Genomic DNA, 26816 nt, shown 5'->3' on the forward strand with positions numbered 1-26816 from the left:
ACTGATACACGCCTCATTTATTCCATTCTGCTTATAGATCTTATGGAAGGATCAGGAGCAGGCCATGAGTGAGGAAACTGAAAGCGTTGCGAACCGTCTCTGGCGCGACCGGGCACAATTGCGCGAACAGGAGCGGAACGAAATTCAGGCTCGTCTCCGGATCGCCGAAGAGAAGATTGCCATTCTCATGGCCGAGAATGACCGGCTCGCCAGCGAGAATGCCCGGTTACGAGCCCTTAATAATCCGGATGCCGGGTCAGCCCAAACCGAGACCGAACTTCAGATGGAAGCGCTCAAGGGCGCGCTGATGTCCCTGATCGCGCGGCCGGCCGATAGCCTGAATTCGTGAACACTGGCCGGCGTCCCTTTCAGGCCGCCAGACATCCCATGGCCTCGTTCAGGCATTCCACCGTGACGTGGCCTGCCTTGGCGACGAGGCTGCAACCTTTCGGCACCTCGCGCCAGCCCCTGGTCTTGTCGTCGATGGGCTCGGAGACCACAAGCAGGTTACCGTCATCCTCGCGGAAATACAGGGTCGGCGGTTTCGCATCGCAGGCCCAGCGATAGGCCCACAGGTTCTCGCCATCGGTGAAGGCGGCGGTAAAGCGCAGGGCTTCCTCGATGCCCGCCTGATCCATCAGGCCGCGCACCTGCTTGAGGGTCCGCGCCATGGCGGTGACAGGTTCCTCGGGCAATCCATTGGCGAGAGCGAGAAGGAAGATCGCCTCCGAATCTGTGGTGCCAAGGCGGCGGTCGTAGAGATCGTCGGGGATCAGGGCTTCCAGCCGGCGCTTGATGCGCCCGTAGCCGCCGATCTGGCCGTTATGCATGAAGAGATAACGGCCATGGGCGAAGGGATGGCAATTGGCCCGCGTGGTCGAGGTGCCGGTGGAAGCGCGCACATGGGCGAAGAAGAGCCGCGATCGCACCTGCTCGCACAGGCTTCTCAAATTCTCGTCCGACCAGGCGGGGCGGACCTCGCGATAGGTCCCCGGCTCGCTGCGCTCCCCGTACCAGCCGATGCCGAATCCGTCGCCGTTCGTCTCGGTCTTGGCCTCCACCGCGTGAAGCGATTGATGGACCAGAGAATGGGCCGGGGCGCAGACGAGTTCGTCGAGGAAGATCGGCTCCCCCTGATAGGCGAGAAAGCGGCACATCGACTGGACAGCCCCCTAACGCGGCAGTTTTTTGTAACCCTGTTGTACTATCTTTGACTTATGGTGAATAGCCGGTTAACGGCAGAGCATCGGACCTAAAAGCGGAATGCGCTTTTGGGGTCAATTCCGATGCTTCTTCTCTTGGCGAGCGCATGCTTAGTCTCATAAAAACATCGGCAAGCACTCTATAACGAGCCGGTGGGACCAGCATGGGGACGTGAAAAGACATGCTTCGTCTTCCGAGCTTGGCGCTGACTGCCGGCTTGCTCCTGCTCGCTCTCTTCTTCGTGATCGATTTCATCGTCTACAAGAAGGAAGGCCGCGTCCGTCCCGATCCGACGCCGGACAATCCGGTCCGCATCACGGGCGGCATCAACGTCCTGCTGATCGCCGTCATCATCGGCGCCATTCTCATGAGCGCCACCGTCGATCTCGGCCGCATGACCGTGTTCGGCACAGAAATCGAATTCGCCAATGGCTTGCGTGATCTCATCATGATTGCGGTCACCATCACTTCGCTGAAGACCACGCCAAAGGCCAACCGGATCGAGAACGGCTTCTCCTGGGACCCGATCAAGGAGGTGGCCAAGCTCTTTGCCGGCATCTTCATCGCCATCATTCCGGTGCTGGCCATGCTGCGCGCCGGCGCGGACGGCGCCTTCGCGCCGCTCGTGACCAATCTGGACGGCAGTGCCAACAATGCCGCCTATTTCTGGCTTTCCGGCGGCCTGTCCTCGTTCCTCGACAATGCGCCGACCTATCTTGTGTTCTTCGAACTCGCTGGCGGCGATCCGCAGCAACTCATGACGACGGGCGCGCTGACACTCACGGCGATCTCCGCCGGCGCCGTGTTCATGGGCGCCAACTCCTATATCGGCAACGCCCCCAATTTCATGGTCTACGCGATTGCCCGCGCAGGCGGCGTGAAGATGCCGAGCTTCTTCGGCTATCTGCTCTGGTCGGGCGCGATCCTGCTTCCGACTTTCCTGCTGCTCACGCTGCTCTTCTTCAGGGGATAGCCAACGCGTCATCCCGGGCGCCGCAGGCGATCCGGGATCGCAAGCAGAATAAGGCGCCATTCTCGTCATGCGATCCCGGGTTCTGCTACGCAGCCCCGGGATGACAATCGTCTTCAAACGACCAGCCTCTCCGCCACATCGTCGGCAATCGAAAGGCATGAGGTCAGCCCTGGGCTCTCGATGCCGAAGAGCTGCACGAGCCCTGATAATCCATGCTCTGCCGGTCCATCGATCATGAAGTCGGCAGCCTTCTCGCCTGCTCCGGTGAGCTTGGGACGAATGCCGGAATAATCGGGAACAAGTGATCCATCGGGGAGCCCGAGCCAGTAACGGCGGATGGAGGCATAAAAGCTTTCTGCCCGGCGCGGATCGACCTCGTATTCCTCGCGCTCGATCCATTCCACATCGGGCCCGAAGCGCATGCGGCCGGAAAGATCGAGCGTCACATGAGTGCCCAATCCGCCATCGACGGGCGCGGGGTAGATGAGGCGAGAGAAGGCGGGCTTGCCGAGACAGCCGAAATAATTACCCTTGGCGAGGACCAGGGGCGGCACGCGATCGGCCGGATAGCCTTCCGTCGCGCGGGCAAGTGCCTGGGCGCCGAGCCCTGCCGCATTGACCACCGCATCGACGGTGAGTTCAGTCGGTTCCGCTCCACCGACCTGAACGTTCCATCCTTGTGCGCTCCGCGTGATCCGCTCCACCGGCGCATGAAAGGCAATCACGCCGCCAGCGTTCTCGAGATCGCCCTGCAGCGCCAGCATGAGGGCGTGGCTGTCGACGATCCCCGTCTCCTGCGACAGCACGGCACCCGTGCAGGCAAGGTTCGGTTCCAGAGCTCGCGCTTCCTCACCCGTCAGGCAGGCGAGCCCCTCGACGCCATTCGCCAACCCCTGCTCGTAGATGCCCTCGATCTTGGCCTGCTCGAGATCATTCGTAGCGACGATGAGCTTGCCGCACTTGGCATGAGGCACGCCGTGGCTCTCGCAGAAGGCGTAGAGCATCCGTCGTCCGTTGACGCAGTGACGTGCACGCAAGGAGCCGGAGGGATAGTACATCCCGGCATGGATCACTTCGCTGTTGCGCGAAGAGACACCATTGCCGATGCCGCCGGTCGCCTCAGCCACGATCACGCTATCACCGCGAAGGCCGAGAGCGCGCGCGACAGCAAGCCCGACGACTCCTGCGCCAATTACCAGGACGTCTATGACCGCCTCCCAACTCTGTGAGTTCATCAGGCCGGGGCATACAACGGCGTTCGACCGCCATCCAGGGCTGCCATTTCAACCCAGCAATGACAGCGCTGCTGGTCTCACAAAAAAGGCGGCCTCGCAGATGCGGGCCGCCATCAGGTGACTTGTGATCAGAGGCGCTTGCCGGTCTGCTCGTCGAACAGATGCACCAGCTTCGGATCCGGCGTGACGCGGATCTGCTGGCCTGGCTGGGCATCGACGCGCTCGCGGAACACGCCGACGATATCGGTGCCTCCGAGCTTGGCGAAGACCTGCGTCTCCGATCCCGTCGGCTCGACGACGGCCACTTCCGCCGGCAGGCCGTTGGTTTCATCGAGGATGAAATGCTCCGGCCGGATGCCGTAAATGATCGGCTTGCCGTCCGAGGCGGCCGGCGCATTGGCCACCGGCAGGGAGATGCCGCCCTCGGCGACGAAGCTGCCGCCCTGCAGATGCCCTTTGAGGAAGTTCATGGCCGGGGAGCCGATGAAGCCGGCAACGAACAGATTGGCCGGACTGTCATAGAGTTCGAGCGGTGCGCCGACCTGCTCGACCACGCCGTCATGCATCACCACGATCTTGTCGGCCATGGTCATGGCTTCGATCTGGTCGTGGGTGACGTAGATGGTGGTGGTCTTGAGACGCTGGTGCAGGGCCTTGATCTCGGTGCGCATCGCGACGCGCAGCTTGGCGTCGAGGTTGGAGAGCGGCTCGTCGAAGAGGAAGACCTGCGGATCGCGCACGATGGCACGGCCCATGGCCACGCGCTGGCGCTGGCCGCCGGAGAGCTGGCGCGGATAGCGGTCGAGCAGCTTGCCGAGGCCGAGGATTTCGGCGGCGCGGTCGACCCGGGCCTTGATCTCGGTCTTGGGCGCCCGCTTCAGCTTGAGCGAGAAGGCCATGTTGTCGGCCACCGTCATATGCGGATAGAGCGCATAGTTCTGGAACACCATGGCGATGTCGCGCTCCTTGGGCGGAACGTCGTTCACCACCTTCGGGCCAATCCGAAGCTCGCCGCCGGAAATGTTCTCCAGACCTGCGATCATGCGCAGGAGGGTGGATTTGCCGCATCCCGACGGCCCGACGAGGATGACGAACTCCCCGTCCTGGATGTCTATCGATACGCCATGAATGACCGGAACCGTTCCGAAATTCTTACGGATGTTGCGGATCTCGACTGAGGCCACGGGGCTTCCTCCAAAACTTTGTGCGTTCTCGGCACTCTCAGGGTGCCCTGCTAGAACCTTGATATGGCTACGCTATCGTAGGTGTTTCTACAACTTGATCAAGTTAAGCACATATCATGTTGCACGACAAATCTTGACATGCAAGCCGGAGTGCCGTTGCATCGCGAAGATTACGGCTCCTGACGCTCAGCCACGATGAGTCGCTTCCATCCGTTTGCGGATCGTCTGTCGTCACACAGGAACCGGGTTTGCATCGTCAAGCTCTGAACAGCCTGCACGGCTCAGAGCGAAGGGAGAAAAGCGCTCATGATCAAGAATGTTGCGGTCGTTGGCTGCGGAATCGGCCGCACTCATATCGAATCCTATGCGGCCCATCCGGACAAGTTCCGTGTGGTCGCCATCTGCGATCTCAATGATGAGCGTCTGGCGAGCATCGGCAATGAGTTCGGCATTGAGCGTCGGATCAAGGATTACGCCGAGATTCTCCGGATGGACGATGTGGATATCGTCGATGTCTGCACGCCTCCGGCGGCCCATCTCGAGCAGATCCTGGCGGCTCTCGCCGCCGGCAAGAACGTCGTCTGCGAGAAGCCGCTCGTGGGCTCCGTGGCCGATGTGGACAAGGTGATCCAGGCTGAGAAGCAATCCAAAGGCCGAGTTCTGCCGATCTTCCAGTATCGCTACGGCAACGGCATTATGAAGGCCAAGCACATCATCGACCATGGCATTGCCGGAAAGCCCTATCTCGCTTCCGTCGAGGTGTTCTGGAAGCGCACCGCGAAGTACTATGACAATCCTTGGCGCGGGCGCTGGGAAACCGAGCTTGGCGGCGTTCTCGTCACGCACGCGATCCACCTGCACGACCTTCTCACCTTCGTCATGGGTCCGGTGAAATCCGTGTTTGCGCGCGCTGCCACGCGCGTGAACAACATCGAGGTGGAGGATTGCGTCGTCGGCAGCTTGGAGATGCAGAACGGGGCCTTGGCCTCCACGGCAGCGACCCTGGGCTCGCAGGACGAGATCAGCCGCCTGCGTTTCTGCTTCGAGAACGTGACTTTCGAGAGCTGCCAGAAGCCTTACGCCCCCGGCGACGATCCGTGGAAGATCATTCCAGCCTCTCCCGAGGTGCAGACCCGGATCGACCAAGCCTTCGAAGGATGGAATTTCGTTCCGACGCGCTTCGAGGGATTGTTCGCCCCCTATCACGAGGCGCTTGTCACAGGCGGAGAACTCCCCATCACCCTGGCCGATGCGCGCCGCTCGCTGGAGTTGCTGACGGCCTTCTATCAGTCCATCGAGACCGAGCGTCCGCAGCCCGTTCAGGTCGGTTCCGATCATCCGCGTTACGCAAACTGGAGCCTTGCCAACAAAGGCGCCGACATCCTGCGCTACGCTGCTCGGGCTTAGAGCATCGGACCCAAAAGTGGATCCACTTTTGGGTCCGATGCTCCACTCTTTGAAGAGCGCATCGTTGGGCGCGGAAAACCGGATCCACTTTTCCGCACGATGCGCTAGTCATCACCTCATGAAAAGCCCGGGGTGCTTGCGGTGCACCCCGGGCTTTTACTTTTGTTCAGCCAGTTGAGCGAGTCCGTTACACGCTCAACGGAACCTCAGCCTAGCCATTCCTTCCGGCCTTCGAACTCATCCGCTACGAAATTCCCGCCTTGGTACTGGCGGGCGAGCTCCGTCTTGAGCTCGATATCCCCGACGTCCGCCGCATAGACTTCCGCGTTGTCCTGCGGCTCGTAGCCGAGACGGTAGGCTGCGGAATTGTCCCACCAGGAACGGGTGTTCTTGGAGACGCCATAGACGATTTCGTGCACGTAATCGGCACTCAAACCCACCTGGATCAGACGCACGAAATCGTCCTGGGATAACCACGTGGACAAAGCCCTTTTGTCGTCCGGCTTGGGCAAGCACGAACCGATCCTCAGGCAGAAGCTGCGGATGCCATGCTTGTAGGCATAAAGCGCCGCCACATCCTCCCCGAAAGCTTTCGTCAACCCGTACCTCGAATCGGGTCGGGCAGGGCTTTCGCCCGAAAGCATTCTGTCGTTCGGGTGCATGCCGGTGGCATGATTGCTGCTCGCGAAGATCACACGGTCGACACCTGCGCGCCTCGCACCCTCATACAGATTGATAGTGCCGATGATGTTGGACCGGAGCAGTTCGGGCCATCCGGTTTCATACGGGATGCCGCCGAGGTGGATGATGGCATCTACCCCCTGGCACATGGCTTCGACGGCAGCAGCGTCGGCAAGATCGCAGGCGACGATCTCCTCGCCCTTACCTGCCGTCCCCAAAGAGACAATGTCGGAAAGCCGCAGCAACTGGAACTGTCCAGCGAAGGAGCGGCGCAGAACGTCTCCGAGAAGGCCGGCGGCTCCGGTGAGCAGAATTCGTTTCGAGGTCATGGCTGGTTCGCAGTGCTGATGGCGATAGGTGTATTTATACGATATATGATGAATCATACCGTTTCTGCCGGCGGACTAATCCAGAAAATCTGTCGGAATCCCCAGGACAGCACCGGGACGGCAACCGTCAGGCGTCTGCCCAACGCTCGATCCGTACCCCGGCCACCGGGGAAGACGCGATGAACAGGCTGCCGGATTGCGGGGCGGAAGCCAGCACATCGGGATTGTCCGGCTTGAGGGACGTGATGACCAGAGTCTTCAGATCGTCACCGCAGAAGCACGGCATGGTAGGGGCCGGCACCGGAACGGGATGAGACGAAACGATCTCCCCGTCCCGCGTGATGCGGTTCAGACGTCCGGCCGACACGCCGCAACTCCAGTAAAATCCCTCTGCATCGCAGGCCCCGCCATCCGGCCGGCCGGTGGCTTCATCGAGCGTGGCGATGCGAGCCCGGTTCGCGAGACGGCCTGACGAAGCATCGAAATCGTAGCGGTCGATCCAGGGCCCACGGGAATCCGAATGGAACATGGTGCGTCCGTCGGCAGACCAGGCCAGTCCGTTAGAGACAAGGCACACGTGCTCCAGCACGCGTGTCACCTGACCGCGCCCGTCGACGCGATAGAGAGAGCCGCGCGGTTCCTTCTGCGGACGGTCATCCATCGAGCCGACCCAGAATGCACCGTCCGGTCCCACCTTTCCGTCGTTCAGACGGTGCCAGGTTGGCTCGCCCGGCACCTCCGCGATGATGTCCAGGCTCGCGCTCTCCGGGTCGAAGACGGCGATCGTGCGCTCAAGCGCCACGACCAGACGACCACTGGCCCCGAGACCGATAGAGCCAACGACCCGCGGCATCGTCCAGGTGCGATGCTCCGTACCGTCGAGCCGGATCGAGTGAATGGCCGGAGCCTTGATGTCGATGAAGAACAGAACCTCGCGGCGGTCGTCCCAGACGGGGCTTTCACCAACTCCGCAGCGAACATCCTTGAGCAGACGGAAGTCGAGCATCAGCGGGCCCCCTGCCCGGCTAACGCGGCTTCCGCCAGCGCCTGCGCCTTGAGAGTCAGTTCCATGGCTTTGAAGCAATGTTCCTGGCTCATGGCGGTCTCGGTGCGGTCGCGAACATCGTTGAGGAAGTTGCGCCCGTAAGGCAGGTCCTCGTTGGAGCAGTCGAGATGACGCATACCGGTCTTATCCACGAGGAAGAGGTGATCCTTGCCTTCGCGACCGGCGACATCGATGTACTTGCGCATCTCGATAGTGCCCTCGGTACCGACGACCATGACGCGTCCGTCGCCCCAGATCGGCAGACCATCCGGCGTGAACCAGTCGACGCGGATATAACCGGTGGCGTCAGGCGTCCTGAGGGTCATCTCGCCGAAATCCTGCAGACCCGGCGTGTGAGGATTGTTGCGGTTGGCCACCAGCGCATAGGTGACCTCGGCATCCTTCGCACCCGCATAGAACAGGAACTGCTCGCATTGATGGGATGCGATATCGGTCAGGATTCCGCCATAGGCCTCGCGCTCGAAGAACCAGGACGGACGGATGGGTGCGTTCAGACGGTGCGGGCCTAGACCTAAGGTATTCACGACCTTGCCGATGGCACCAGAACGGATCAGCTCGCCGGCCTTGTCGGTGACGCGGCTGCTGAAATGCTCAGAATAGAAGATCGAGTAGATGCGCCCGGTCTCCTTCTGAACCCGGCGCACCTCAGCCAGTTCGTCGAGCGTGATCATGCCCGGCTTGTCGACCATGTAGTCCTTTCCGTGGCGCATCGCTTCGATGCCGATGCGCGCGCGGTCCTTGGGGATCGCGGCACTGAGGACAACAGCGATGCTGTCGTCCTCCAGGATCCGGCGCGCGTCATCGACGCGCTTGGCTTGCGGGTAGCGTTCCGCGAAGGGAGCGGCGAGGTCGTCCTCCTTGGCAAAAAAGGACACGAACTCACCGCCGGCGCCGAGAAGGGCATCAACCTGGCCGAGGATATGGTTGTGATTGATGCCGATGACGGCGAAGCGAATTCCGGATGCTGACATTCGCCTGTCCTTAACCTTTCAGACCAGTGGTCGCGATGCCTTCGATCAGCAAGCGCTGGAAGACCACGAAGAACAGCAGGACCGGGATCAGGGCGACCACGGACATGGCGAACAAAGCGCTCCAGTCGGACTTACCCGTCGAGTCCACGAAGGTGCGCAGGCCGAGCTGTACCGTGTACTGGCTCGCATCGTTCAGGTAGATGAGCGGGCCGAAGAAATCGTCCCAGGTCCAGATGAAGGTGAAGATCGCGGCCGTGGCCAGCGCCGGCATCGACAGGGGCAGCATGACGCTCCAGAAGATACGCCAGGGCCCGGCTCCATCGATGATCGCCGCCTCATCGAGCTCGCGCGGAATACCGCGGAAGAACTGATAGAGCAGGAAGATGAAGAAGGCGTCTGCGGCCAGGAACTTGGGCACCACCAGCGGCAGGAAGGTGTTCACCCAGTCGAGGTTGAGGAACAGCACGTATTGCGGGATGAGCGTCACGTGATAGGGCAGCATCAGCGTGCCGAGCATGAGCGCGAACCAGAAGTTCTTCAGCGGGAATCTTAAGCGCGCGAAGGCATAGGCCGCCAGCGAGCACGAGACCACGTTGCCGATTACGCTCAAGACCGAAATCACCAGCGAGTTCCAGAAGAAGGTCCCGAAGCTGACAGTCAGGCCGGACCAGCCACGGATATAGGCATCGATGGTGAAGGTGTCCGGCCAGAGCGAGGCGTTGCCGAAGATCTCGTCGTCCGGCTTGAAGCTGCTCGCGAGCATCCACAGGAGCGGATAGAGCATAAGCAGCGACACGCCGCACAGGATCACGTGGTACAGAAGCGAGCGGGCTCCGCTGACATTCTGCGTCGTTCCGTCTGTTGCTGCATCAATCATTGTAATGGACCCAGTAACGAGAGGTGAGGAACGAGAAGGCGGTGAAGCAGGCGATGATGATCAGAAGGATCCATGCCAGGGCTGACGCGTATCCCATGCGGAAATAGGCGAAGCCTTCCTGGTAAAGGTAGAGGGTGTAGAAGAGCGTCGAGTCGATCGGACCGCCCGTGCCCTCGCTGATGATGAAGGCCGGGGTGAAGGCCTTGAACGCGTCGATGGTCTGCACGATGCCGTTGAAGAAGATCACCGGCGTGAGCAGCGGAAGGGTGATCTTGATGAATTGCTGCACCTTGTTGGCGCCGTCGATGCTGGCAGCCTCGTATACGTCCGGCGGGATCTGACGCAGCCCGGCGAGGAAGATGATCATCGGCGAGCCGAACTGCCAGATGCTGAGCAGCACCAGGGTGTACAGGGAGTAGTTCGGATCGGAGATCCAGCTTGGACCTTCGATACCGAAGAGAGCCAGCGCCACGTTGACGAGACCGTCCTTGGCGAAGAGCTGGCGCCACAGCACCGCGATGGCGACGCTCGCGCCGAGAAGCGAGGGCAAATAGAACAGGGCGCGATAGAGGGGCAATCCGGCGATGCCGCGATTGAGCACCATGGCGAGACTGAGCGCGAAGGCGAGCTTCAGCGGAACGGCCATGATGACATAGGCGAACGTCACCTGCATGGAATGCCAGAACTTCGCATCACTGGTCATGATGCGCTGGTAATTGGCGGTTCCGATGAATTGCGGATCCTGCAGCAGGTCGAAATTGGTAAAGGACAGATAAAGGGATGCCAGTGTCGGGCCAAGGGTCAGCCCGAGAAAGCCGATGAGCCAGGGTGCCAGGAAGGAGTAGGAGACGAGCGCACGGGAAAATCCTCCCCGACGCTTGCTGCGCTTCTCCGGCTCGATGATCGTCAAAGGAATTTGAGCAGTTGTTGTCATAGAGTATGGCTCACAGCAATGTCATGATAGACGGACAGGCCGACCCGGTTCGGCTGGGTCGGCCTGGTGAGTCAAAAAGCGCTAACGTCAGGCGCGGCTCAGAATAGCCTGTGCTTCGCTGACATATTGCTTGCCGCCATCGGCCGTGGACACGCGTCCGAAACCGACCTGCTCGGAGATGCGGCGCAGCATGGTCTGGATCTCGCCGGCGCCCTTCGGCGGAGCAGGCGGGATCGGCCCGACCTTCGGCGTGACGTGCGAAATGAAGTCCACGACGAGCTTGCCCTGGGCATCGAGATCCGCCGACACCGCGTCGCGGATCTTCGGCGAGGCCGGAACGCCGCGCTCCACGCCGAGAGCCTTCGCGCCATCCACGTCCTTCACGGTGAAGTTCGCGAATTTCACCGCCGGCTCGGCCACCTTGCTGCGGGCATAGATGCTCCACATCATCGACGGCTTGAGATAATGGCCGGGATTCGGGCCTGCGCCCTGCGGATACATGGTGATGCCGAGCGGGTTCTTGTTGAGCACTTGGTAGCCGACATACTGATTCGAGTGGTTGAACGCGCAGGCTGCACGGCCCTGCGTGAGCAGGTTCGTCTCGATGTTGTTCTTGTCGAGCGCCTGGAGATCGGCCGGCGGGCACGCCTTGGTTTCACGCGCCTTGGCCCACATGGCGAACCAGTCTGCCGCATCCTTTTCCGTGAGGCCAAGCTTGCCGTCCTCGGTAAACAGCGCCTTGCCGCGCTGCCGGAGCCAGTTCTCGAAAGCCGGCTCTTCCCCGCTGGCATCGGACGAGCCGAAATACTCGCCGTTATGCGCTTTTGTGACCGCAGCCGCGAGTTCGAAGAACTTGTCCCAGGTCACGTCGATCGGCTCGGCCACGCCGGCCTTCTGGAATGCGGCCTTGTTGTAGATCATGGCGTTCGAGTTGTTGCCGATATTGATGCCGTAGAGCTTGCCGTCGACCTTGCAGCTGTCGAGGGAAGCCTTGTCGAAATCGCCGATATCGAGCGACTTGCCGAAAAACTCGTCGAGCGGCAGCAGCGCGCCGCGGCGGGCGTATTCCGCCACATAACGGTAATCCATCTGGATCAGGTCCGGCGCGTTGCGGCCGGCAGCCTGCGTGGCAAGCCGCGGCCAGTAATCGCCCCAGGCCAGGGTCTCACCGTCGATCTTCACGCTTGGGTTCCGCTCCTGATACAGCGAAACTGCCTTCAGGGTGCGATCGGAGCGCTCCTTCGAGCCCCACCAATACAGGCGAATGCGCGCATCCTGCGCAAAAGCCGGAAGGCTTCCAAAAGCGCTGAGACCGGCGGACCCAAGGGCCGCCTTCAGCAAGGTCCTACGGTTAAGGTCGTGAGTCATGTGGCGTTTCTCCCTCTTAGGCGCCGCTTCGACGGTCGCCCGAATGTGTTGCCTCTCTCGACGACAGCTCTTTTTCTTTGGCATCCGTACCGCCGAGGTTTCGGTCCCCTCATGCCATACGTTACGGAAGCGGTTTTCTTATGTCGCCGTCCGACATGAAGCTAAAATTTAGAATGGTTGTATGTCAACCAGTTGTATGATGTAATTTGGCGATCTAAGCTCTCATAAAGAAGCTTTTCAAGAGACAACCGCACCGAGGACCGAGCCCCGCTGATGTTTCATCGATGGCCGAAACCCTTATTTGTCTGACAAATTTCAACGCTCAAGCACCTAAAAGAGCGAAGAAGCAGGAGAACCCAAGATAATGGATCGCTCAAGCAGGAAACGCATCGCCCTCATCGGCACCGGCCATCGCGGCACGGGCATGTGGGGGGTCAACGTGGTCAAGGACTACAGCGACTACGTCGAAATCGTCGCCCTCTGCGACAAGAATCGCCTTCGCGCCGAGCGGGCCCGGGGCTTTCTGGGAATCGATGCCCCCATTTATGCCGACGCCCAGGAAATGATCGCAGCGGTCAAGCCGGATCAGGTCATCGTCTGCACCCGGGACTCGAATCACGACGAAATGATCGTGCGGGCGCTCGAGGCAGGCGTGGACGTCATCACCGAAAAGCCGATGACCACTACGGCCGAGAAGGTACGGCGCATCCTCGATGCCGAAAAGCGCACGGGACGACGCGTCGACGTCACCTTCAATTACCGCTACGCTCCGACCGTCCGGAAGATCAAGGAACTGCTGAATTCCGGCGTGATCGGCGATGTCACCTCCATCGATTTCCACTGGTTTCTCGACAACAAGCATGGTGCCGACTATTTCCGCCGCTGGCACGCGGTGGAGGAGAATTCCGGCAGCCTGTTCGTGCACAAGAGCACCCACCATTTCGACCTGATGAACTGGTATCTGGACGACGATCCGGAGCATGTCTTCGCCTTCGCCAGCCTGCGCAAATACGGCAAGGTCGGTCCCTTCCGCGGCGAGCGCTGCAAGACCTGCGAGCATGCCAGCTACTGCGATTACTACGTGGACATCAGCAAGGATCCCTGGCTCGAGGCCCTCTATGAGGATCCGTCCCGGGAGGACGGTTATGTGCGCGATGCCTGCGTGTTCCGTGAGGAGATCAACATCCCCGACACGATGTCGGCGATGATCCGCTACAAGAAGGGTGTGCAGGTCACCTATTCGGTGAACACCTACATGCCGATCGAAGGCCATTTCATTGCCTTCGACGGCACCAAGGGCCGCATCCAGATGCGCCAATACGAGCGCCAGCCCTGGGAGACGCCGGAACACGACGAGATCCAGCTCGTCAGAAACTTCGGCGGCGTCGAGACCATCCAGGTGCCGCACGAGCCAGGCGGCCATTTCGGCGGCGATCCGAAGCTGCAGGACATGCTCTTCAAGCCGGGCACGCCCGACCCGCTGAAGCAGCGAGCGGGTTCGCGCGCCGGCGCCATGTCGGTGCTGTGCGGCATTGCGGCGCTGCAGAGCTCGAAGACGGGTCAGATGGTCAGCGTCTCCAAGCTGCTCGATCCGGCGCAGGCGATTGCCGCCTAACGAAAGACGGGAGGTGGCATCAGCCGCCTCCCCACCTGCTCCGCAGATTGGAGCAGCCAAAGGAACCTAAGAGAACACGCCATGATCGCGAGCGAGAATTTCTCGGCGGATGTGATTCGCGCCCAGATCGAGGCGATCCTGCGGGCCTGGGGCATGAGCGAGGAAAAGCTTCGCCTGACCGCCGAGGTGATGGTCGAGACCGATCTACGCGGCATCGACTCGCACGGCATCTCGATGCTCACCCAATATGCGCAGATGCAGAAGGCCGGCCAGTTGCAGTTGCAGGCCGAACCCAGGATCGTCCGCCAGAGCGCGAGCACGGCGTTGATCGATGGCGGCGCCGGATTGGGGCATCCCGCCGCCCTGATGGGCATGAATCTCGCCATCGAGAAGGCGCTGGCGCACGATGTCGGCGTCGTCTCCGTCTTCAACTCGCACCATTTTGGCGCTGCCGGTTACTACGCAACGATGGCCGCCGAGCGTGGATTGATCGGTGTCGTATCCTCCACGACCCGCGTGATCTCGGTGGTGCCGACGAACGGGGTCGAGCGCGTGCTCGGCACCAATCCAATCGCGATCGCGGTGCCTGCAGGATCACATCCGAACATTTGCGTCGACATCTCCACCAGCGTCGTCGCGGCCAACAAGGTGAAGGTCTACGCCCTGCAGGACAAGGACCTTCCCGCCGGATGGGTAATCGACGATCAGGGGCAGCCTGTCACCGATTCCGGCCAGGCCTTCCGCCAGATTTTCGAGGGCCATGAAGGTGGCCTCACGCCGATTGGCGGTGACGGCAGTGACATGGGCGGACACAAGGGCTATGGCCTCGGCCTGATCGCGCAGATCCTGTCGGGAAGCCTCTCCGGTGCATCCTTCTCACCGGTCCGGAACCGGACGAAGACATCATCCGACCCCGACAATATCGGCCATTTCTTCATGGCCCTGAATCCGGCCGCCTTCCGGCCCTTCGATGAATTTCAATTCGATGTGGAGGTCGTCATCGACACTCTGCACGCTACGAAGCCGAGGCGCGACGACGAGCCGGTTCTAGTGCCGGGCGAACCGGAATGGGCCGCCCGAGAGGAGCGTCTCGTCACGGGCATTCCGATCCCCGAGACATTGAAACTGAAAGTGCGAGAGATCGCAGAAGCTGCGGGCGCACCGTATTTGTTGAAATCAGCGCTCGCAGCATGAGGGGTTGTGGTTCCCGCCCGTGGGCGGGAGCCAATGTTCAAGACACGATGTCAAAGATCGAACGGTCGTCTGTTCAGACGACCGTGCGGTGGCGCTCGATGCAGGTGGCGAGCACCTCCTCCATCGGCTTTTTCCACCAATTGTTTTCCGAAAAAATCTCGACTTCCGAATAGCCGGCAAAACCGACCGCTTCGACCTCTTGGCGAATGCCACGCAGATCGATGACGCCGTCGCCCATCATGCCGCGGTCAAGCAGCAGATCGGTCGTCGGCACGAGCCAGTCGCAGACGTGATAGGCGAGCAGCCGATCCTGGCCCGTGCGGCGGATCTGCTCCTTCAGCTCTGGGTCCCACCAGACGTGGTAAACATCGACCGCGAGGCCGAGCATCCCTGTGCGTTCCGGGTCGACCCGATCGCAGATGTCGAGCGCCTGGCTCATCGTGTTCACGCAGGCCCGATCCGCCGCATACATGGGATGCAGCGGCTCGATAGCGAGCGGCAAACCGGCTTGGCGGGAATATTCGAGCAACGTGGCAATCCCATCCTCGACCATGGCGCGCGCCGCGTCGATGTCCTTCGAGGCTGCAGAGCCCGGCCGCGAATATTGCGGCAGGCCGCCGACCACGAGAACGAGGCAGGGCGCACCGAGCGCGACCGCCTCATCCACCGCGCGGCGGTTGTCGTCGTTGGCCTCCTGCAGGCGTGCCGCATCGGCCGGGAACATGCCGCCGCGGCAATAGCCGGAGAGTTCGAGTCCCGCATCCTTCACGGCGGCGACAGCCCGGTTTAGCCCGACCGCGGCCACTTGGTCGCGCCAGGGCGAGATCGCTTTGATTTCGGCTCTGGCGCAAGCCTCCGTGATGGCGACGAGGTCGCCCTGCTTTCTCACCGTCGCGGTGTTGATCGACAGAGCGCGGTGATCGCGTGTGAAGTCACGCATGGTTCAAGCCTCCACCCCATGCGTAGCGAGGACGTGGCGCATGCGCTCCACCGCAAGGTCCGGATCGCGCAGGAGACCGGCCTTGTCCGCGAGGCGGAAGAGTTCGGCGAGATGCAGGGTCGAGCGAGCGCTCTCCTGTCCGCCAACCATAGTGAAGTGGTCCTGATGGCCATTGAGATAGGCCATGAACACCACGCCCGTCTTGTAGAACCGCGTCGGCGCCCGGAAGATGTGGCGCGACAGCGGCACCGTCGGCGCGAGCGCTTCGTGGAACGCGTCGAGATTGCCCGCCGCAAGGCTCACGAGAGCCGATGAGGCTGCCGGTGCAATGGCATCGAAGATGCCGAGCAGCGCATGCGAATAACCCTGGTCGTCGCCGGCGATCAGCTCGGCATAATTGAAGTCGTCGCCCGTATACATGCGCACGCGCTTGTCGAGGCGCCGGCGCATGGCGATTTCCTTGTCCTTGTCGAGGAGAGAGATCTTGACGCCGTCGACCTTCTCCGCATGGCTGTTGATAATCGATACGCACGTATCCATCGCGGCATCGAGATCGCTCGTGCCCCAATAGCCGGCGAGGGCCGGATCGAACATGTCGCCGAGCCAATGGATGATCACCGGCTCCTTCGCCTGGCTGAGGATGCGGTCATAGACCTTGACGTAATCGTCGGCGGATTTGGCGACGCGGGCGAGCGCCCGCGAGGCCATGAGGATGATGCGGCCGCCGACGCCCTCGATGGCGGCGAACTGCTCCTCATAGGCGCGGATCACGTCGTCAATGCTGCGCGCGGCTTCGGGGGCCAGATGATCGGTGCCGGCACCGGAGAACACGAGGGCATCGCCCCGTGCCTTGGCGGCGCCGACGGAACGGCGGATCAGTTTGAGCGAGGTCGGCCAATCGAGGCCCATGCCGCGCTGCGCGGTGTCCATCGCCTCGGCGACACCGAGACCGAGATCCCAGAGGCGCTCGCGATAAGCGATCGTCTTGTCCCAGTCGATGGCGGCCTGCAGCCACGGATCCGCATCGGCGAGCGGATCGGCCACCACGTGAGCGGCCGAGAACGCGATGCGGTTCATCGGGCCGCTTAACCTATCGGGGAAGGATTTCGGCGCGGAGAGCTTATAGATCTCCAGGCTACGATCCGCCTGCGGCAGGCGGATCGACAGGGCGCTGAGGGTCTCAGGCCGGTTCATGCTGCTTCTCCTTCGCGACACCCACGTTCAGCGGCGGCACGTCGACCCAGCGGCGCTCGCGCCAGCTCTCGAGCGCGCATTCCACAAGCTGAACACCCTTGGCGCCTTCGACGAGCGTGTACTTGTAGGGCGCATCCTCGACCACGTGGCGAACGAACATCTCCCATTGGGTCTTGAAGCCATTGTCATAGACCGTATTGTCCGGCACCGGCTGCCAGGTGTCGTAGAAATCGATGGTCTGCTTCTGATCCGGATTCCAGACCGGACGCGGCGTGGCCTGACGCGGCTGGATCACGCAATCGGTGAGACCGGCGACGGCGGAGCCGTGGGTGCCGTCCACGTGGAACGTGACGAGATCGTCACGATAGACTCGGGTACACCAGGACATGTTGATGTGGGCGATCACGCCGCCATCGAGCATGAAGGTGGCGTAAGCCGAATCGTCGGCGGTCGCCTGATAGGTCTTGCCCTTTTCGTCCACGCGCTCGGGGATATGCGTCGAACCGATGCAGGAGACCGAGCGCACCTCGCCGAACAGGTTGTCGAGCACGTAGCGCCAGTGGCAGACCATGTCGAGGATCATGCCGCCGCCATCCTCGGAGCGGTAGTTCCAGGACGGACGCTGCGCCGGCTGGCCCCAATCGCCCTCGAATACCCAATAGCCGAACTCGCCGCGCACGGAGAGCATGCGACCGAAGAAGCCGGAATCGCGCAGCATCTTCAGCTTCTGCAGGCCGGGCAGAAAAAGCTTGTCCTGCACGGTGCCGTTCTTCACGCCCTTCTCGCGGGCAAGCCGCACGATCTTCAGGGCTTCCGGCAGGTTCGTGGAAATCGGCTTCTCGCAATAGATGTGCTTGCCGGCATTGATCGCCTGCTCCAGTAGGGTCGGGCGCATTTGCGTCGTCGCGGCATCGAAGAAGATCTCGTCCTTCGGATCGGCAATCGCGGCATCGAGATCGGTGGTCCAGCGGTCGATGCCGTAGGTCTTGGCGAGTTCCTGAATCTTGTCCGCGTTGCGGCCGACGAGGATCGGATCGAGCTGAACGCGCGACCCGTCCGACAGCGTCACGCCGCCCTGGGCACGAATGGCCGCGACGGAGCGGATGAGGTGCTGGTTCATGCCCATGCGGCCAGTAATGCCATGCATCACAATGCCTAATCTGCGCTGTGCCATAATGAATATCTCCTATCAAAGATGGTGTTGTGTAAGCGGAACAAGATTGCTCCAGTCGGGCTCGGCACCGCTGGCGAAACCTGGAGCAGACAAGAGCGAAGCGGTCGGGAGCGACCCGCGCTCGAAAGCGAGACCGATGCGGCCTCCTGCGTGCTGCCGGTAGAGATTGGGATGTGCGGCTACAAAGCGCTCCGCTTCCGCATCCGATGCTGGGCCGAAACCCTCGACATAATGGTGTCCGTTGCGCTCGGCATGGGTCAGGCCGAGCGTCGCGACGAGTGTCGTGTCCTGCTGGATCCCAAGCCCTGCCTGGCACGTGAGATCCTCAGCGGAGATGAAGAACTGACCCGGCCTCGCCTCGCTCAAAGCCGAGACCCGGACGGCATTCAGGACGGACTTGTAGAACCCCTTGCAGGCTTTCGAGGATACGCCGCGATAACCCAGCTCGACCGCGCGCGGAAAGGCATCGTAATCGCCATCCGCCTCGTCGATGATGAACGGGATCTCGCCGGCAAGATCGCCCAAAGGCGCCGCGAAGGTTCCCGCCCGGTCGAACGGCTGCTCGATATAGAGAAGATGCTCGCGGAAGGCGCGCAGCTCGCCACCGCTCATCTCCTGAAGGAGAACCTGCAGACGCTCCGGGTCGTACTGCTCGTTGGCGTCAAGCGTTGCTCGATAGTCGGGAACGTGCCGCGACAGGAGATCGTGGATCGCCTTCAGCCGCGCGATATCCGCGTCGACGTCGCCGCCGATCTTGATCTTGAAGAGTCTCAAATTCGCCAGCCGGATTTCATCTTCGAGGCCACCCGCCCCATCGAGAGAATCCAGCAGCCCGACCGTGTGCCGCAGCAGGACATCGCCGACCGGCCCAACGCCTGCGAGGAAGGACCGTATCCGCTCCTCACTGAGATCCAGCGTCTGCCGCGCATCGATGCCGAAGATATTGCGCCGCAATCCCTCAGCGAAATTAAGTTTCAGCGCCTTGAGAACAGCGTCCGCAATCGCCTTGTCGACGAGCGCGGGCCCGAAGGAGGCAACGAGCCCCGGCAATCCAGAATCGGCAGCCCACATCTTCTGAGCTGCGAAGCCGCGCGCATGATGGCCGAAGGCGGTGTCCCAGTCCTTCGCCTCGGCATAGTTGCGCGCCGCCTCACCGAGGCTCGCTTTCAGATCTGCAATCGTATTCTGCGGCGACTTATCCGGATTCTTGTCGAACCATTTCGGCATCATCATCTCGGCGGTGACGCCGGTCGCGACACCTGCTCCCTCCACCTCGACCTCAACCCGCAGGAACGCCTGCGGCGCCTCGTCGACGGTCACGAGGCCGAAGCGGAACGGCCGCGCGAAGCGCATCGGCCGCTCGAAGGTCTGGATGTCACGAATGCGAAGCCGGGCGCCTGACATGGTCTTCAGTCCAGATGGCCGCGGGCATAGAAATGGCCGCGGATCCGTTGCGTGAGATCGACGAAGGTCGGGTGTCCCATGATCTCCAGATTGCGCGGACGCGGTAGCGTCACGTCGTAGATCCCAGCAATCGTACCCGGCCGCTCCGACATGACGACCACGCGGTCCGCCAGGAACACCGCTTCGGGAATCGAATGGGTGATCAGCAGGATCGTCTTGCCGGTTTCGTGGTGAATGCGCTGAAGCTCAAGATTCATGCGCTCGCGCGTCATGGCATCGAGCGCTCCAAAGGGCTCGTCCATGAGGACGATCTTCGGATCGTGCACCAGTGCCCGGCAGATGGCGGTGCGCTGCTGCATGCCGCCGGAGAGCTGCCAGGGATATTTGTTCTGGAAATCCTCAAGCCCCGCCATGGAGAGGAGCTTTCGGGCGCGAGCAAGATGCGATTCCCGGTCGAGCTTGCGCACCTCGACCGGCATCATCACGTTGCGCAGAACCGAGCGCCAGGGCAGGAGCACCGGGCTCTGGAATACGATGCCCACGTCATCCGGCGGATCCTGCACGGGAACGCCGCCGATCCGAATCTCGCCATCGGTCGGCGGGATGAGGCCGGCCACCAGCTTCAACAGCGTGGACTTGCCGCATCCCGACGGCCCGACCACAGCAACGAACTCGCCTTCCGTGATGTCGAGATTGATCGGCCGCAGGGACGGCACGTCGCCGCCCCGCGTACGATAGGTTTTCGCAAGGTTGCGAATCTCGATCATGTTGCGAGGCGCGGACGCCTCGCTTTTCGGGATGACACGCAGATGTGCCATGGCGTGTGCGGACCTGCTCACTGGGTTGCCTTCGGCAGGAAGTCGCGGCTGTAGAACTGCTTCGGGTCGTTCTTCGCCGCCGGATCGAGGCCGCCATATTCGATGAGCAGATTGACCGTCTCGGCCATGTTGGCATCCGAGACATTGAACGGACGCTGGCTCTTCGTCTCTTCCGTGCGGTAGAGCGGGATCGTCAGCTCGAAACCCTCCTGCAGCGTGTCGGGTTTTCCGGCCTTCGGCAGCGCCTTCAGCACGGCCTGCGTTGCTTCGGCAGGAGCCTTCTCCGCGCCCTCGATCGCCTTGGTAGTGGCATTCATGAAACGGCGCACGAGATCGGCCTTGTCCTTCAGAGTGTCCTTGTGCGCAATGATGCCGGAGGAGACGAGGTTGACGCCGTAATCTGCGAACATGACCGGCGTAACGTTCTTGCCCGTCGCGTCCTTGATCTTCATGCTCTGATCCATGACGTAGCCGAGGAGCACGTCGGCCTGGCCGTTGATGACGGCGTTCAGCTTCGTCTGCGCGTCGCCGGACACGATGCGCATCTCGCTTTCCTTCATGCCCGCCTTCTTCAGGAAGAGCGGCCAGATCTGCGACATGGAATCACCCGGGGTCGTTGCAACGATCTTGCCACGCAGATCCTCGGCCTTGCGGATATTCTTCTCGGAGAAGCCCATCACCGACATGGGGTTCTTCTGCAGCAGCACGCCGGGAGACATGACAGGAGCGCCCTTCACGGCCGCGCGGATCATGGTAGGAACGTCTGCATAGGCGAAGTCCACCGTCTTGGCCGCCACCGCCTGGACCGTTACGGCCGAGCCGCGCCCTTCCTGGATTTCGAGATCGATGCCCTCAGCCGCGTAGAGGCCCTTTTCCTTGCCGTAGAAGAACGGCGCATGCTCGCCGTAGACATACCAATTCAGCATCAGCACGACCTTGTCCGCGGCCTGAGCCGGCAGCGACACGAAGGGCATGAGAGCGGTGGCTGCAAAGAGGGTAGCTTTCAGGAATGTACGTTTCTTCATGGACTTCCTCCGGTTGATGCTCCGCCCTTATGGTTTGTTTAGGCGGTTGCTGCGAAATCGTGCCGCTGGCTGGCGTGCCACGGCACGGTGAAACGCTCGAGAAGATCGATGAGCCAGAAAAGGATGACGCTGATCATCGCCAGGATCACGAGGGCCGCGAACATGGTCGGCAGCTCGAAATTCCCGATGGAGCGCTGCAGCACGAAGCCGATGCCGGAATTGGCGCCGACGAATTCGCCGACGACCGCACCGACCACGGCGAGCGTCACGGACACTTTCAGGCCCGCGAAGATCGCCGGCAATGCGTGCGGCAGGCTGACCATGTAGAAGGATTGCAGGCGCGACGCCTTCATGGAGCGCACGAGATCTCGCAGCTCGGGATCAAGCGACTTGAAGCCCTGGACTCCGGCGACCACCACGGGGAAGAAGCCGAGCAGGAAGGCCGAGATCACCTTTGGAGCCATGCCGAAGCCGAACCAGACTACGAAGAGAGGTGCGACCGCGACTTTGGGGATCGACTGCGAGAAGACGAGCAGCGGATAAACGTAGGACTCGACCGTCCGAGATCCGGCAATCAGCATCGCAATCGGGATGCCGAAGAGGGCGGAAAGGATAAACCCGCCGAGCGTGGCCGTCGTGGTGGGAATGGCCTCCCTGAGCAGCATGCCGCCCTCGTTCCAGAAGGCCACCGCCACGTCCTTCGGCGGAGGGACCAGATAGGCCGGGATCGCGAAGATCCGCACGGTGAGATCCCAGAGCACGACCGTCAGAACGAGGAGCCCGAACGGCTTGATCCAGGCGGAATTCAGCAGATTTTGACTGGCGCGCGCGAGCTTCGACGTCATGAAGCGTCTTCCTCAAGAGCGTTTCCAAAGGGTATGTCGGGGCGGCTTCAGCCGCTCTATGTAACTATCTGGTTAATTAGATGCCCGGTTGTCGGACATGTCAAGCGCCGTTTGAAAAATTCAGGCGCGCACGCCCGCCAGGACGAAGTCGACCACGTGGTCGATCCGCTCCTTCATGGCCGGCGCGGAGAGAAGCTCACGCCCGAAGGCCACGGACAGGGTGTAGACGTTCGACAAGTAGAAGTAGCAGAGCCCGGCAATCGATACGTAAAGTTGAACCGGGTCGATGCCGGGGCGGATTGTCTCGGTCTTCTCGCCGCGCTTGAGAATGACACCGATCGTCTCGATCACCGGAGAGTTCATGGTGTGCACGCGCGTGGATTTCTTCAGGTGCTTGGCGCGGTGCTGATTCTCGGCGTTCAGGAGCATCATGAACTCCGGATACCGGACGAAATAATTCCAGGTGAAACGCACGAGCTCTTCCAGCGCCTGCAGGGGAGAAAGCTCCTCCAGGTGCAGCTCCCGTTCCGCGGCCCGGATATGGTCGTAGGCGGCCTCGAGGGTCGCGAGGAACAGCGCCTCCTTGCTCCCGTAATAGTAATAGAGCATGCGCTTGTTGGTGCGGGCAGCGTCGGCGATCTGGTCCACACGCGCCCCACCATAGCCATGGCCGGCGAATTCAGCCGTCGCCGCCTCGAGGATCCGCCTTTTCGTCGCTTCGGCGTCTCGAACGGCTTGCTTGCTGACTGCGGGGGCGCTCATGAAGATCCAGATTCTTGCGGCGGGACGGCTGTCCGTCTACCGTGCGGGTTCAATGTTGTTACCTCAATCGCGGCCAAAACGAAACGGCACCAAGACAGTGCTCAGGCTTTGCGCGCCACCGGCAAGGCAGGTGGCAGATCTCCGTCCAGGGCAACGACCTTTCCAGGATTGAGAATGTTCTGGGGGTCGAGAGCCCTCTTCAGCGTCTTCATCAGATCGAGCGCGACCGGGTCCTTGTAGCGCGCCAACTCGTCGCGCTTGATGAGACCAACTCCGTGCTCGGCGGAAATCGAGCCGTTCATGGCATGAACGATGTCATGGACGATCCGGTTGAAGCGCTCCCACTGGGCGAGGAAGAGCGGCTTTTCCATATCGACGGGCTGGGTCAGGTTGAAATGGATGTTGCCGTCACCGAAATGGCCGAAGGCGCAGACGCGCACACCCGGCAGCACCTCCTCGCAAACCCTGCTCGCCGTGACGATGAAATCCGCGACCTCCGAGACGGGCACCGAAACGTCGTGCTTGATCGATCCGCCCTCGAGCCCCTGCACGTCGGAGAGGCTTTCCCTCAGGTGCCAGAGCGCCGCGTTCTGGGTTTCGCTCGCAGCGATGGTTGCGTCTTCGATGGTGCCGCTCTCGAAAGCGCTTTCCAGAGCCTTCTCCAAAAGCTCGCGCAAATTGAGTTCGGGATCGGGCGAGGAGACCTCGATCAAGGCGTAAGCGGCGTGATCGCCGCTCAGCGGGCGAACGGCGCCAGGGGCGTGCTTAAGTACGATCTCCAGGGCGAAGCGCGGCATGAATTCGAAGGCGGTGAGCTCGTCTCCCATGGTCTGGCGTAGACTTTCGAAGAGGTTGAGCGCCGCATGGGGCGAAGCACAGCCGACGAAAGCCACGACCTGTGTCTTGGGTTGCGGAAAGAGCTTCAGCACGGCCGCGGTGATGATGCCGAGCGTTCCTTCCGAACCGATGAACAGGTTCTTCAGGTCGTAGCCGGTGTTATCCTTGCGCAGGCCCTTGAGGCCGTTCCAGATCCGCCCGTCGGCGAGCACAACCTCAAGCCCGAGCACGAGATCGCGGGTATTGCCGTAGCGCAGCACATTCACGCCACCGGCATTGGTCGCGATGTTGCCGCCGATCCGGCACGAGCCTTCCGAGGCGAGCGACAGTGGGAAGATGCAATCCACCTCCTTCGCCGCATCCTGAACCGCCTTCAGAATGCAGCCGGCCTCGGCCGTGATGGTGGCGTTGAAGGCATTGACCTCGCGGATGCGGTCGAGCCTGGCAAGCGACAGCACGATGCCCTTGTGCGGCACCCCTCCCCCGACAAGACCCGTATTGCCACCCTGAGGCACGACGGCGACATTCGCCCTCGCGCATTCGCCAACGACGAAGGCCACCTCCTCGGCACTGCCGGGACGAACCACGGCCAGCGCAGTGCCGCGATAAAGCTTCCGCTCCTCGACGAGATAGCCCTCCATTTCGGCGGGATCGACGATGACGTGCTTGTCTCCCAGGCGCGCGGCAAGCACGCCCAGGAGTTCAGAGTGGGATTCAGGCTGAGAGGTCACGGACGCCCTGCATGCTGCCGGCGCGGAGCCGGCGGATCGACAATGCCGATCACATTACGCAGCAGCGGCCTGCTGTCGAGCGGTCATTTCGGCGGCCAGGAGTGCCTTGGCGGCGTCCTTGATCTCGCCGTGGATCGCCGGATCGGCCTCGGTGAGGAGCGGCAGGATCGGTCCCATATCGGCCACGCCCGAGAGCGACACCGCCGTATGGAGGACACGGATCGCATTGTGGCGCTCGCGGATGGCTTCGAGCGGCAGGAAGACCTGGAGGAGACGCTTGGCCTCTGCCTCGTCACCGCGCTTCAATGCATGCAGGTAGGACATCGACAGATGCGGCGCGATGCAGACGCAGCCTGCGGTGAAGCCGGCGAGCTTGAAGTGCGTAAGATGCGGGAAGGCCGGCGGCTCGCCGAAGCCGCTGACGATGCGCTCCGCACCGACCGCATCGATCAGCTCCTGCAGATAGGCATCCTGCGTCAGGTCAGTGCGCGGAACGGCATATTTGATGCCGAAGACAGCGCCCTGCTGCACGAGCTTCGCCATCGCCTTGGCGGGGACATACTGATCGGTCTTGATGTAGACGATCAGCGGCACGCCGGAGCGCTCGACGAAATCCTGCAATCCGCGCACCACGCCGTCCGGCGTCTGCGGCGCGATCATCGGCAGCGCCATCGCAACCGGATAGCGGCGCGACTTCAGGATCGCCGCCTCGTCGACGAGCTTGCCCCAGTCAGGCCCGACCGAGGGAATCAGCCACGTCTTCTCGGCAGCGGATTCCTCGAGGCTGTCGAGCCAGTCGGCGAAGCGCGACACGGGCCAGTTGTGAACATTGGCGTTGCCGCCATAAAGCAGCGTCGAAACTCCGCCGGCTTCGAGATGGCGGATCAGCTTCGCATTGGCCTCTCGGTTGACCTCGAAATCCGACGTCAGGGCAAAAGGCGGAACCGATAGAACGGAGCGGGCGAGGTCGGAGGTTTCGATTTTTGTCAGCATGATGGATGTGTCTCGCTGTCTGGAGGGCGGTTCCTTGAGGAGCCGAGCCTCGCCCGGCACCGTTATTAAAAAATTGGGTTGTCACTGACCGAGCTGGATGCCGACAGCCTTGACAACTTCAGACCATTTCTGCCGCTCGCCCTGGATGTAATCGGCGAACTGCTTCGGGGTCATCGGCGCAGGAGTCGAGGCCATTTCGGCCGCCTTCTTCTGGACCTCGGGCTTTTCGAGAATGACCTTCACATCGGCCGCGATGGTGTCGACAATCGGCTGCGGCGTGCCGGCCGGCGCCCACAGCCCATTCCACGAAGTCGCATCGAATCCTGTCAGCGTCTCGGCCACGGCCGGAATCTCCGGCGCCTGCGGACTGCGATCGGGGCTGGTGACGGCGAGCGCCCGCATGGTGCCGGCCTGCGCCTGAGGCCAGGCGATGGTCATGTTGTCGAAGGCGAGATCGATATGCCCGCCGATCAGGCCGTTGACGATGTCCTGCGAACTGCGGAAGGGCACATGAGTCATCTTCGCTCCGGTCTTGAGCTGGAACAGCTCGGCCGCGAGATGCTGCGAGGTTCCCGCACCGGACGAGCCGTAGTTCAGCTTGCCGGGATTCTGCTTCGTGTATTCGACGAATTCCGCGAAGGTCTTCGCCGGGATCTTCGGGTTCACGACCAGGAGATTCGGAAGCTTGGCCAGACCCGTGATCGGGATGAAGTCCTTCTCGGCGTCATGAGGGAGGTTCTTGTAGAGATACGGGTTGATAGCATGCGTGCTGACCGTACCGACAAGAAGCGTATGCCCGTCGGGCGCCGCCTTCGCGACCGCCGTCGTGCCGATATTGCCGCCGGCCCCCGGGCGGTTCTCGATGACGAACGGCTTGCCGTACTTGGCCTGAAGCTGCTCGGCGACGATGCGGGCGAACAGATCGGTCGTCCCGCCGGCGCCGAAGGGCACGATGATCGTCACCTGCTTCTGCGGCCAGGCCGGGCTTTGCGCCTGCGCGGCGCCGAGCCCAAGGAGCGAGAGGCCGACCGCCGCGAGAAACTTCCTCATATGTTC

At 61.9% G+C, this 26816-nt stretch carries 24 protein-coding genes and 1 pseudogene; 5 read left to right on the forward strand and 20 right to left on the reverse strand.

All coding sequences use genetic code 11. The features are described from left to right. Positions 1 to 64 precede the first annotated feature (64 nt). A complete protein-coding gene (locus JO965_RS25060) occupies positions 65 to 349 on the forward strand; it encodes a hypothetical protein (protein ID WP_203441633.1) in 285 nt (94 codons plus the stop codon). Positions 350 to 368: 19 nt separating this feature from the next. On the opposite strand, the gene JO965_RS25065 is transcribed toward JO965_RS25060, so the two are convergent. After that, positions 369 to 1157 carry a class II glutamine amidotransferase gene (locus JO965_RS25065; RefSeq protein WP_203441634.1) on the reverse strand — a complete coding sequence of 263 codons (789 nt, stop codon included), beginning with the start codon at positions 1155 to 1157 and terminating at the stop codon, positions 369 to 371. A 251-nt stretch (positions 1158 to 1408) separates the two neighbouring features. Here JO965_RS25065 and JO965_RS25070 point away from each other — a divergent pair. Next, positions 1409 to 2176: pseudogene (locus tag JO965_RS25070) on the forward strand (sodium:proton antiporter); the annotation flags it as partial. A gap of 113 nt (positions 2177 to 2289) precedes the next feature. Here JO965_RS25070 and JO965_RS25075 read toward each other — a convergent pair. Together JO965_RS25075 and JO965_RS25080 are read right to left on the reverse strand one after the other, a co-directional pair. Then, positions 2290 to 3384 (reverse strand): NAD(P)/FAD-dependent oxidoreductase, encoded by a 1095-nt coding sequence (locus JO965_RS25075; protein ID WP_203444348.1) that lies wholly within the window; start codon positions 3382 to 3384, stop codon positions 2290 to 2292. A gap of 155 nt (positions 3385 to 3539) precedes the next feature. Next, positions 3540 to 4595: an ABC transporter ATP-binding protein gene (locus JO965_RS25080; protein WP_203441635.1), complete on the reverse strand. Its 1056-nt coding sequence runs from the start codon at positions 4593 to 4595 to the stop codon at positions 3540 to 3542. A gap of 306 nt (positions 4596 to 4901) precedes the next feature. Here JO965_RS25080 and JO965_RS25085 point away from each other — a divergent pair, with 306 nt between their 5' ends. Then, positions 4902 to 6002 carry a Gfo/Idh/MocA family protein gene (locus JO965_RS25085; protein WP_203441636.1) on the forward strand — a complete coding sequence of 367 codons (1101 nt, stop codon included), beginning with the start codon at positions 4902 to 4904 and terminating at the stop codon, positions 6000 to 6002. Between the two features lie 206 nt (positions 6003 to 6208). Here JO965_RS25085 and JO965_RS25090 read toward each other — a convergent pair whose 3' ends face one another. The 6 genes from JO965_RS25090 to JO965_RS25115 all read right to left on the reverse strand — a co-directional run bounded on the left by JO965_RS25090 (position 6209) and on the right by JO965_RS25115 (position 12228). After that, complete coding sequence (locus tag JO965_RS25090; RefSeq protein WP_203441637.1) at positions 6209 to 7012, reverse strand: NAD(P)-dependent oxidoreductase; 804 nt, start codon at positions 7010 to 7012, stop codon at positions 6209 to 6211. A gap of 127 nt (positions 7013 to 7139) precedes the next feature. Next, positions 7140 to 8018: an SMP-30/gluconolactonase/LRE family protein gene (locus tag JO965_RS25095; RefSeq protein WP_203441638.1), complete on the reverse strand. Its 879-nt coding sequence runs from the start codon at positions 8016 to 8018 to the stop codon at positions 7140 to 7142. Continuing rightward, positions 8018 to 9049 (reverse strand): Gfo/Idh/MocA family protein, encoded by a 1032-nt coding sequence (locus JO965_RS25100; protein WP_203441639.1) that lies wholly within the window; start codon positions 9047 to 9049, stop codon positions 8018 to 8020. The genes JO965_RS25095 and JO965_RS25100 overlap by 1 nt, the downstream gene beginning before the upstream one ends. A 10-nt stretch (positions 9050 to 9059) precedes the next feature. Beyond that, a complete protein-coding gene (locus JO965_RS25105; protein ID WP_203441640.1) occupies positions 9060 to 9926 on the reverse strand; it encodes a carbohydrate ABC transporter permease in 867 nt (288 codons plus the stop codon). Further along, entirely contained in the window at positions 9919 to 10860 is a 942-nt protein-coding gene (locus JO965_RS25110) for a carbohydrate ABC transporter permease (protein ID WP_203441641.1), read from the reverse strand. Before JO965_RS25110 ends, JO965_RS25105 begins: the two co-directional genes overlap by 8 nt. A gap of 87 nt (positions 10861 to 10947) precedes the next feature. After that, positions 10948 to 12228 carry an ABC transporter substrate-binding protein gene (locus tag JO965_RS25115; RefSeq protein WP_203441642.1) on the reverse strand — a complete coding sequence of 427 codons (1281 nt, stop codon included), beginning with the start codon at positions 12226 to 12228 and terminating at the stop codon, positions 10948 to 10950. Between the two features lie 364 nt (positions 12229 to 12592). Between JO965_RS25115 and JO965_RS25120 the strand changes: the two genes are divergently transcribed. Beyond that, on the forward strand, positions 12593 to 13843 hold the full coding sequence (locus JO965_RS25120) for a Gfo/Idh/MocA family protein (protein ID WP_203441643.1): 1251 nt from the start codon (positions 12593 to 12595) through the stop codon (positions 13841 to 13843). Positions 13844 to 13924: 81 nt separating this feature from the next. Then, positions 13925 to 15037 carry an Ldh family oxidoreductase gene (locus JO965_RS25125; RefSeq protein ID WP_203441644.1) on the forward strand — a complete coding sequence of 371 codons (1113 nt, stop codon included), beginning with the start codon at positions 13925 to 13927 and terminating at the stop codon, positions 15035 to 15037. A 73-nt stretch (positions 15038 to 15110) separates the two neighbouring features. Here the strand turns inward: JO965_RS25125 and JO965_RS25130 are convergent, their stop codons facing one another. The 11 genes from JO965_RS25130 to JO965_RS25180 all read right to left on the reverse strand — a co-directional run bounded on the left by JO965_RS25130 (position 15111) and on the right by JO965_RS25180 (position 26810). Continuing rightward, on the reverse strand, positions 15111 to 15977 hold the full coding sequence (locus tag JO965_RS25130) for a sugar phosphate isomerase/epimerase (RefSeq protein ID WP_203441645.1): 867 nt from the start codon (positions 15975 to 15977) through the stop codon (positions 15111 to 15113). A 3-nt stretch (positions 15978 to 15980) separates the two neighbouring features. Further along, positions 15981 to 17171, reverse strand: coding sequence for a dihydrodipicolinate synthase family protein (locus JO965_RS25135; RefSeq protein ID WP_203441646.1), 1191 nt, complete (start codon positions 17169 to 17171; stop codon positions 15981 to 15983). Further along, positions 17158 to 18345 carry a Gfo/Idh/MocA family protein gene (locus JO965_RS25140; RefSeq protein WP_203441647.1) on the reverse strand — a complete coding sequence of 396 codons (1188 nt, stop codon included), beginning with the start codon at positions 18343 to 18345 and terminating at the stop codon, positions 17158 to 17160. Before JO965_RS25140 ends, JO965_RS25135 begins: the two co-directional genes overlap by 14 nt. Positions 18346 to 18360: 15 nt before the next feature. Next, complete coding sequence (locus JO965_RS25145; RefSeq protein WP_203441648.1) at positions 18361 to 19749, reverse strand: enolase; 1389 nt, start codon at positions 19747 to 19749, stop codon at positions 18361 to 18363. 5 nt (positions 19750 to 19754) lie between these two features. Then, positions 19755 to 20567: an ABC transporter ATP-binding protein gene (locus tag JO965_RS25150; RefSeq protein WP_203441649.1), complete on the reverse strand. Its 813-nt coding sequence runs from the start codon at positions 20565 to 20567 to the stop codon at positions 19755 to 19757. Positions 20568 to 20584: 17 nt separating this feature from the next. Beyond that, on the reverse strand, positions 20585 to 21592 hold the full coding sequence (locus JO965_RS25155; RefSeq protein WP_246776685.1) for an ABC transporter substrate-binding protein: 1008 nt from the start codon (positions 21590 to 21592) through the stop codon (positions 20585 to 20587). 38 nt (positions 21593 to 21630) lie between these two features. Then, entirely contained in the window at positions 21631 to 22437 is an 807-nt protein-coding gene (locus JO965_RS25160; RefSeq protein WP_203441650.1) for an ABC transporter permease, read from the reverse strand. 120 nt (positions 22438 to 22557) lie between these two features. Next, on the reverse strand, positions 22558 to 23199 hold the full coding sequence (locus JO965_RS25165; protein ID WP_203441651.1) for a TetR family transcriptional regulator: 642 nt from the start codon (positions 23197 to 23199) through the stop codon (positions 22558 to 22560). 101 nt (positions 23200 to 23300) lie between these two features. Beyond that, positions 23301 to 24767, reverse strand: coding sequence for an FAD-binding oxidoreductase (locus tag JO965_RS25170; RefSeq protein WP_246776686.1), 1467 nt, complete (start codon positions 24765 to 24767; stop codon positions 23301 to 23303). 54 nt (positions 24768 to 24821) lie between these two features. Next, positions 24822 to 25760 (reverse strand): dihydrodipicolinate synthase family protein, encoded by a 939-nt coding sequence (locus tag JO965_RS25175; protein ID WP_203441652.1) that lies wholly within the window; start codon positions 25758 to 25760, stop codon positions 24822 to 24824. Positions 25761 to 25841: 81 nt separating this feature from the next. Continuing rightward, positions 25842 to 26810, reverse strand: coding sequence for a tripartite tricarboxylate transporter substrate binding protein (locus JO965_RS25180; RefSeq protein ID WP_203441653.1), 969 nt, complete (start codon positions 26808 to 26810; stop codon positions 25842 to 25844). Positions 26811 to 26816: the final 6 nt, after the last annotated feature.

Source organism: Microvirga sp. VF16 (assembly GCF_016864375.1).
In the GTDB taxonomy this organism is placed as follows: Bacteria; Pseudomonadota; Alphaproteobacteria; order Rhizobiales; family Beijerinckiaceae; genus Microvirga.

Coding starts and splice junctions, on each gene's coding strand:
- JO965_RS25060 (WP_203441633.1), top strand. CDS start 65: ATGAGTGAGGAAACTGAAAGCGTTGCGAACCGTCTCTGGCGCGACCGG.
- JO965_RS25065 (WP_203441634.1), bottom strand. CDS start 1,157: ATGTGCCGCTTTCTCGCCTATCAGGGGGAGCCGATCTTCCTCGACGAA.
- JO965_RS25085 (WP_203441636.1), top strand. CDS start 4,902: ATGATCAAGAATGTTGCGGTCGTTGGCTGCGGAATCGGCCGCACTCAT.
- JO965_RS25090 (WP_203441637.1), bottom strand. CDS start 7,012: ATGACCTCGAAACGAATTCTGCTCACCGGAGCCGCCGGCCTTCTCGGA.
- JO965_RS25095 (WP_203441638.1), bottom strand. CDS start 8,018: ATGCTCGACTTCCGTCTGCTCAAGGATGTTCGCTGCGGAGTTGGTGAA.
- JO965_RS25100 (WP_203441639.1), bottom strand. CDS start 9,049: ATGTCAGCATCCGGAATTCGCTTCGCCGTCATCGGCATCAATCACAAC.
- JO965_RS25105 (WP_203441640.1), bottom strand. CDS start 9,926: ATGATTGATGCAGCAACAGACGGAACGACGCAGAATGTCAGCGGAGCC.
- JO965_RS25110 (WP_203441641.1), bottom strand. CDS start 10,860: ATGACAACAACTGCTCAAATTCCTTTGACGATCATCGAGCCGGAGAAG.
- JO965_RS25115 (WP_203441642.1), bottom strand. CDS start 12,228: ATGACTCACGACCTTAACCGTAGGACCTTGCTGAAGGCGGCCCTTGGG.
- JO965_RS25120 (WP_203441643.1), top strand. CDS start 12,593: ATGGATCGCTCAAGCAGGAAACGCATCGCCCTCATCGGCACCGGCCAT.
- JO965_RS25125 (WP_203441644.1), top strand. CDS start 13,925: ATGATCGCGAGCGAGAATTTCTCGGCGGATGTGATTCGCGCCCAGATC.
- JO965_RS25130 (WP_203441645.1), bottom strand. CDS start 15,977: ATGCGTGACTTCACACGCGATCACCGCGCTCTGTCGATCAACACCGCG.
- JO965_RS25135 (WP_203441646.1), bottom strand. CDS start 17,171: ATGAACCGGCCTGAGACCCTCAGCGCCCTGTCGATCCGCCTGCCGCAG.
- JO965_RS25140 (WP_203441647.1), bottom strand. CDS start 18,345: ATGGCACAGCGCAGATTAGGCATTGTGATGCATGGCATTACTGGCCGC.
- JO965_RS25145 (WP_203441648.1), bottom strand. CDS start 19,749: ATGTCAGGCGCCCGGCTTCGCATTCGTGACATCCAGACCTTCGAGCGG.
- JO965_RS25150 (WP_203441649.1), bottom strand. CDS start 20,567: ATGGCACATCTGCGTGTCATCCCGAAAAGCGAGGCGTCCGCGCCTCGC.
- JO965_RS25155 (WP_246776685.1), bottom strand. CDS start 21,592: ATGAAGAAACGTACATTCCTGAAAGCTACCCTCTTTGCAGCCACCGCT.
- JO965_RS25160 (WP_203441650.1), bottom strand. CDS start 22,437: ATGACGTCGAAGCTCGCGCGCGCCAGTCAAAATCTGCTGAATTCCGCC.
- JO965_RS25165 (WP_203441651.1), bottom strand. CDS start 23,199: ATGAGCGCCCCCGCAGTCAGCAAGCAAGCCGTTCGAGACGCCGAAGCG.
- JO965_RS25175 (WP_203441652.1), bottom strand. CDS start 25,760: ATGCTGACAAAAATCGAAACCTCCGACCTCGCCCGCTCCGTTCTATCG.
- JO965_RS25180 (WP_203441653.1), bottom strand. CDS start 26,810: ATGAGGAAGTTTCTCGCGGCGGTCGGCCTCTCGCTCCTTGGGCTCGGC.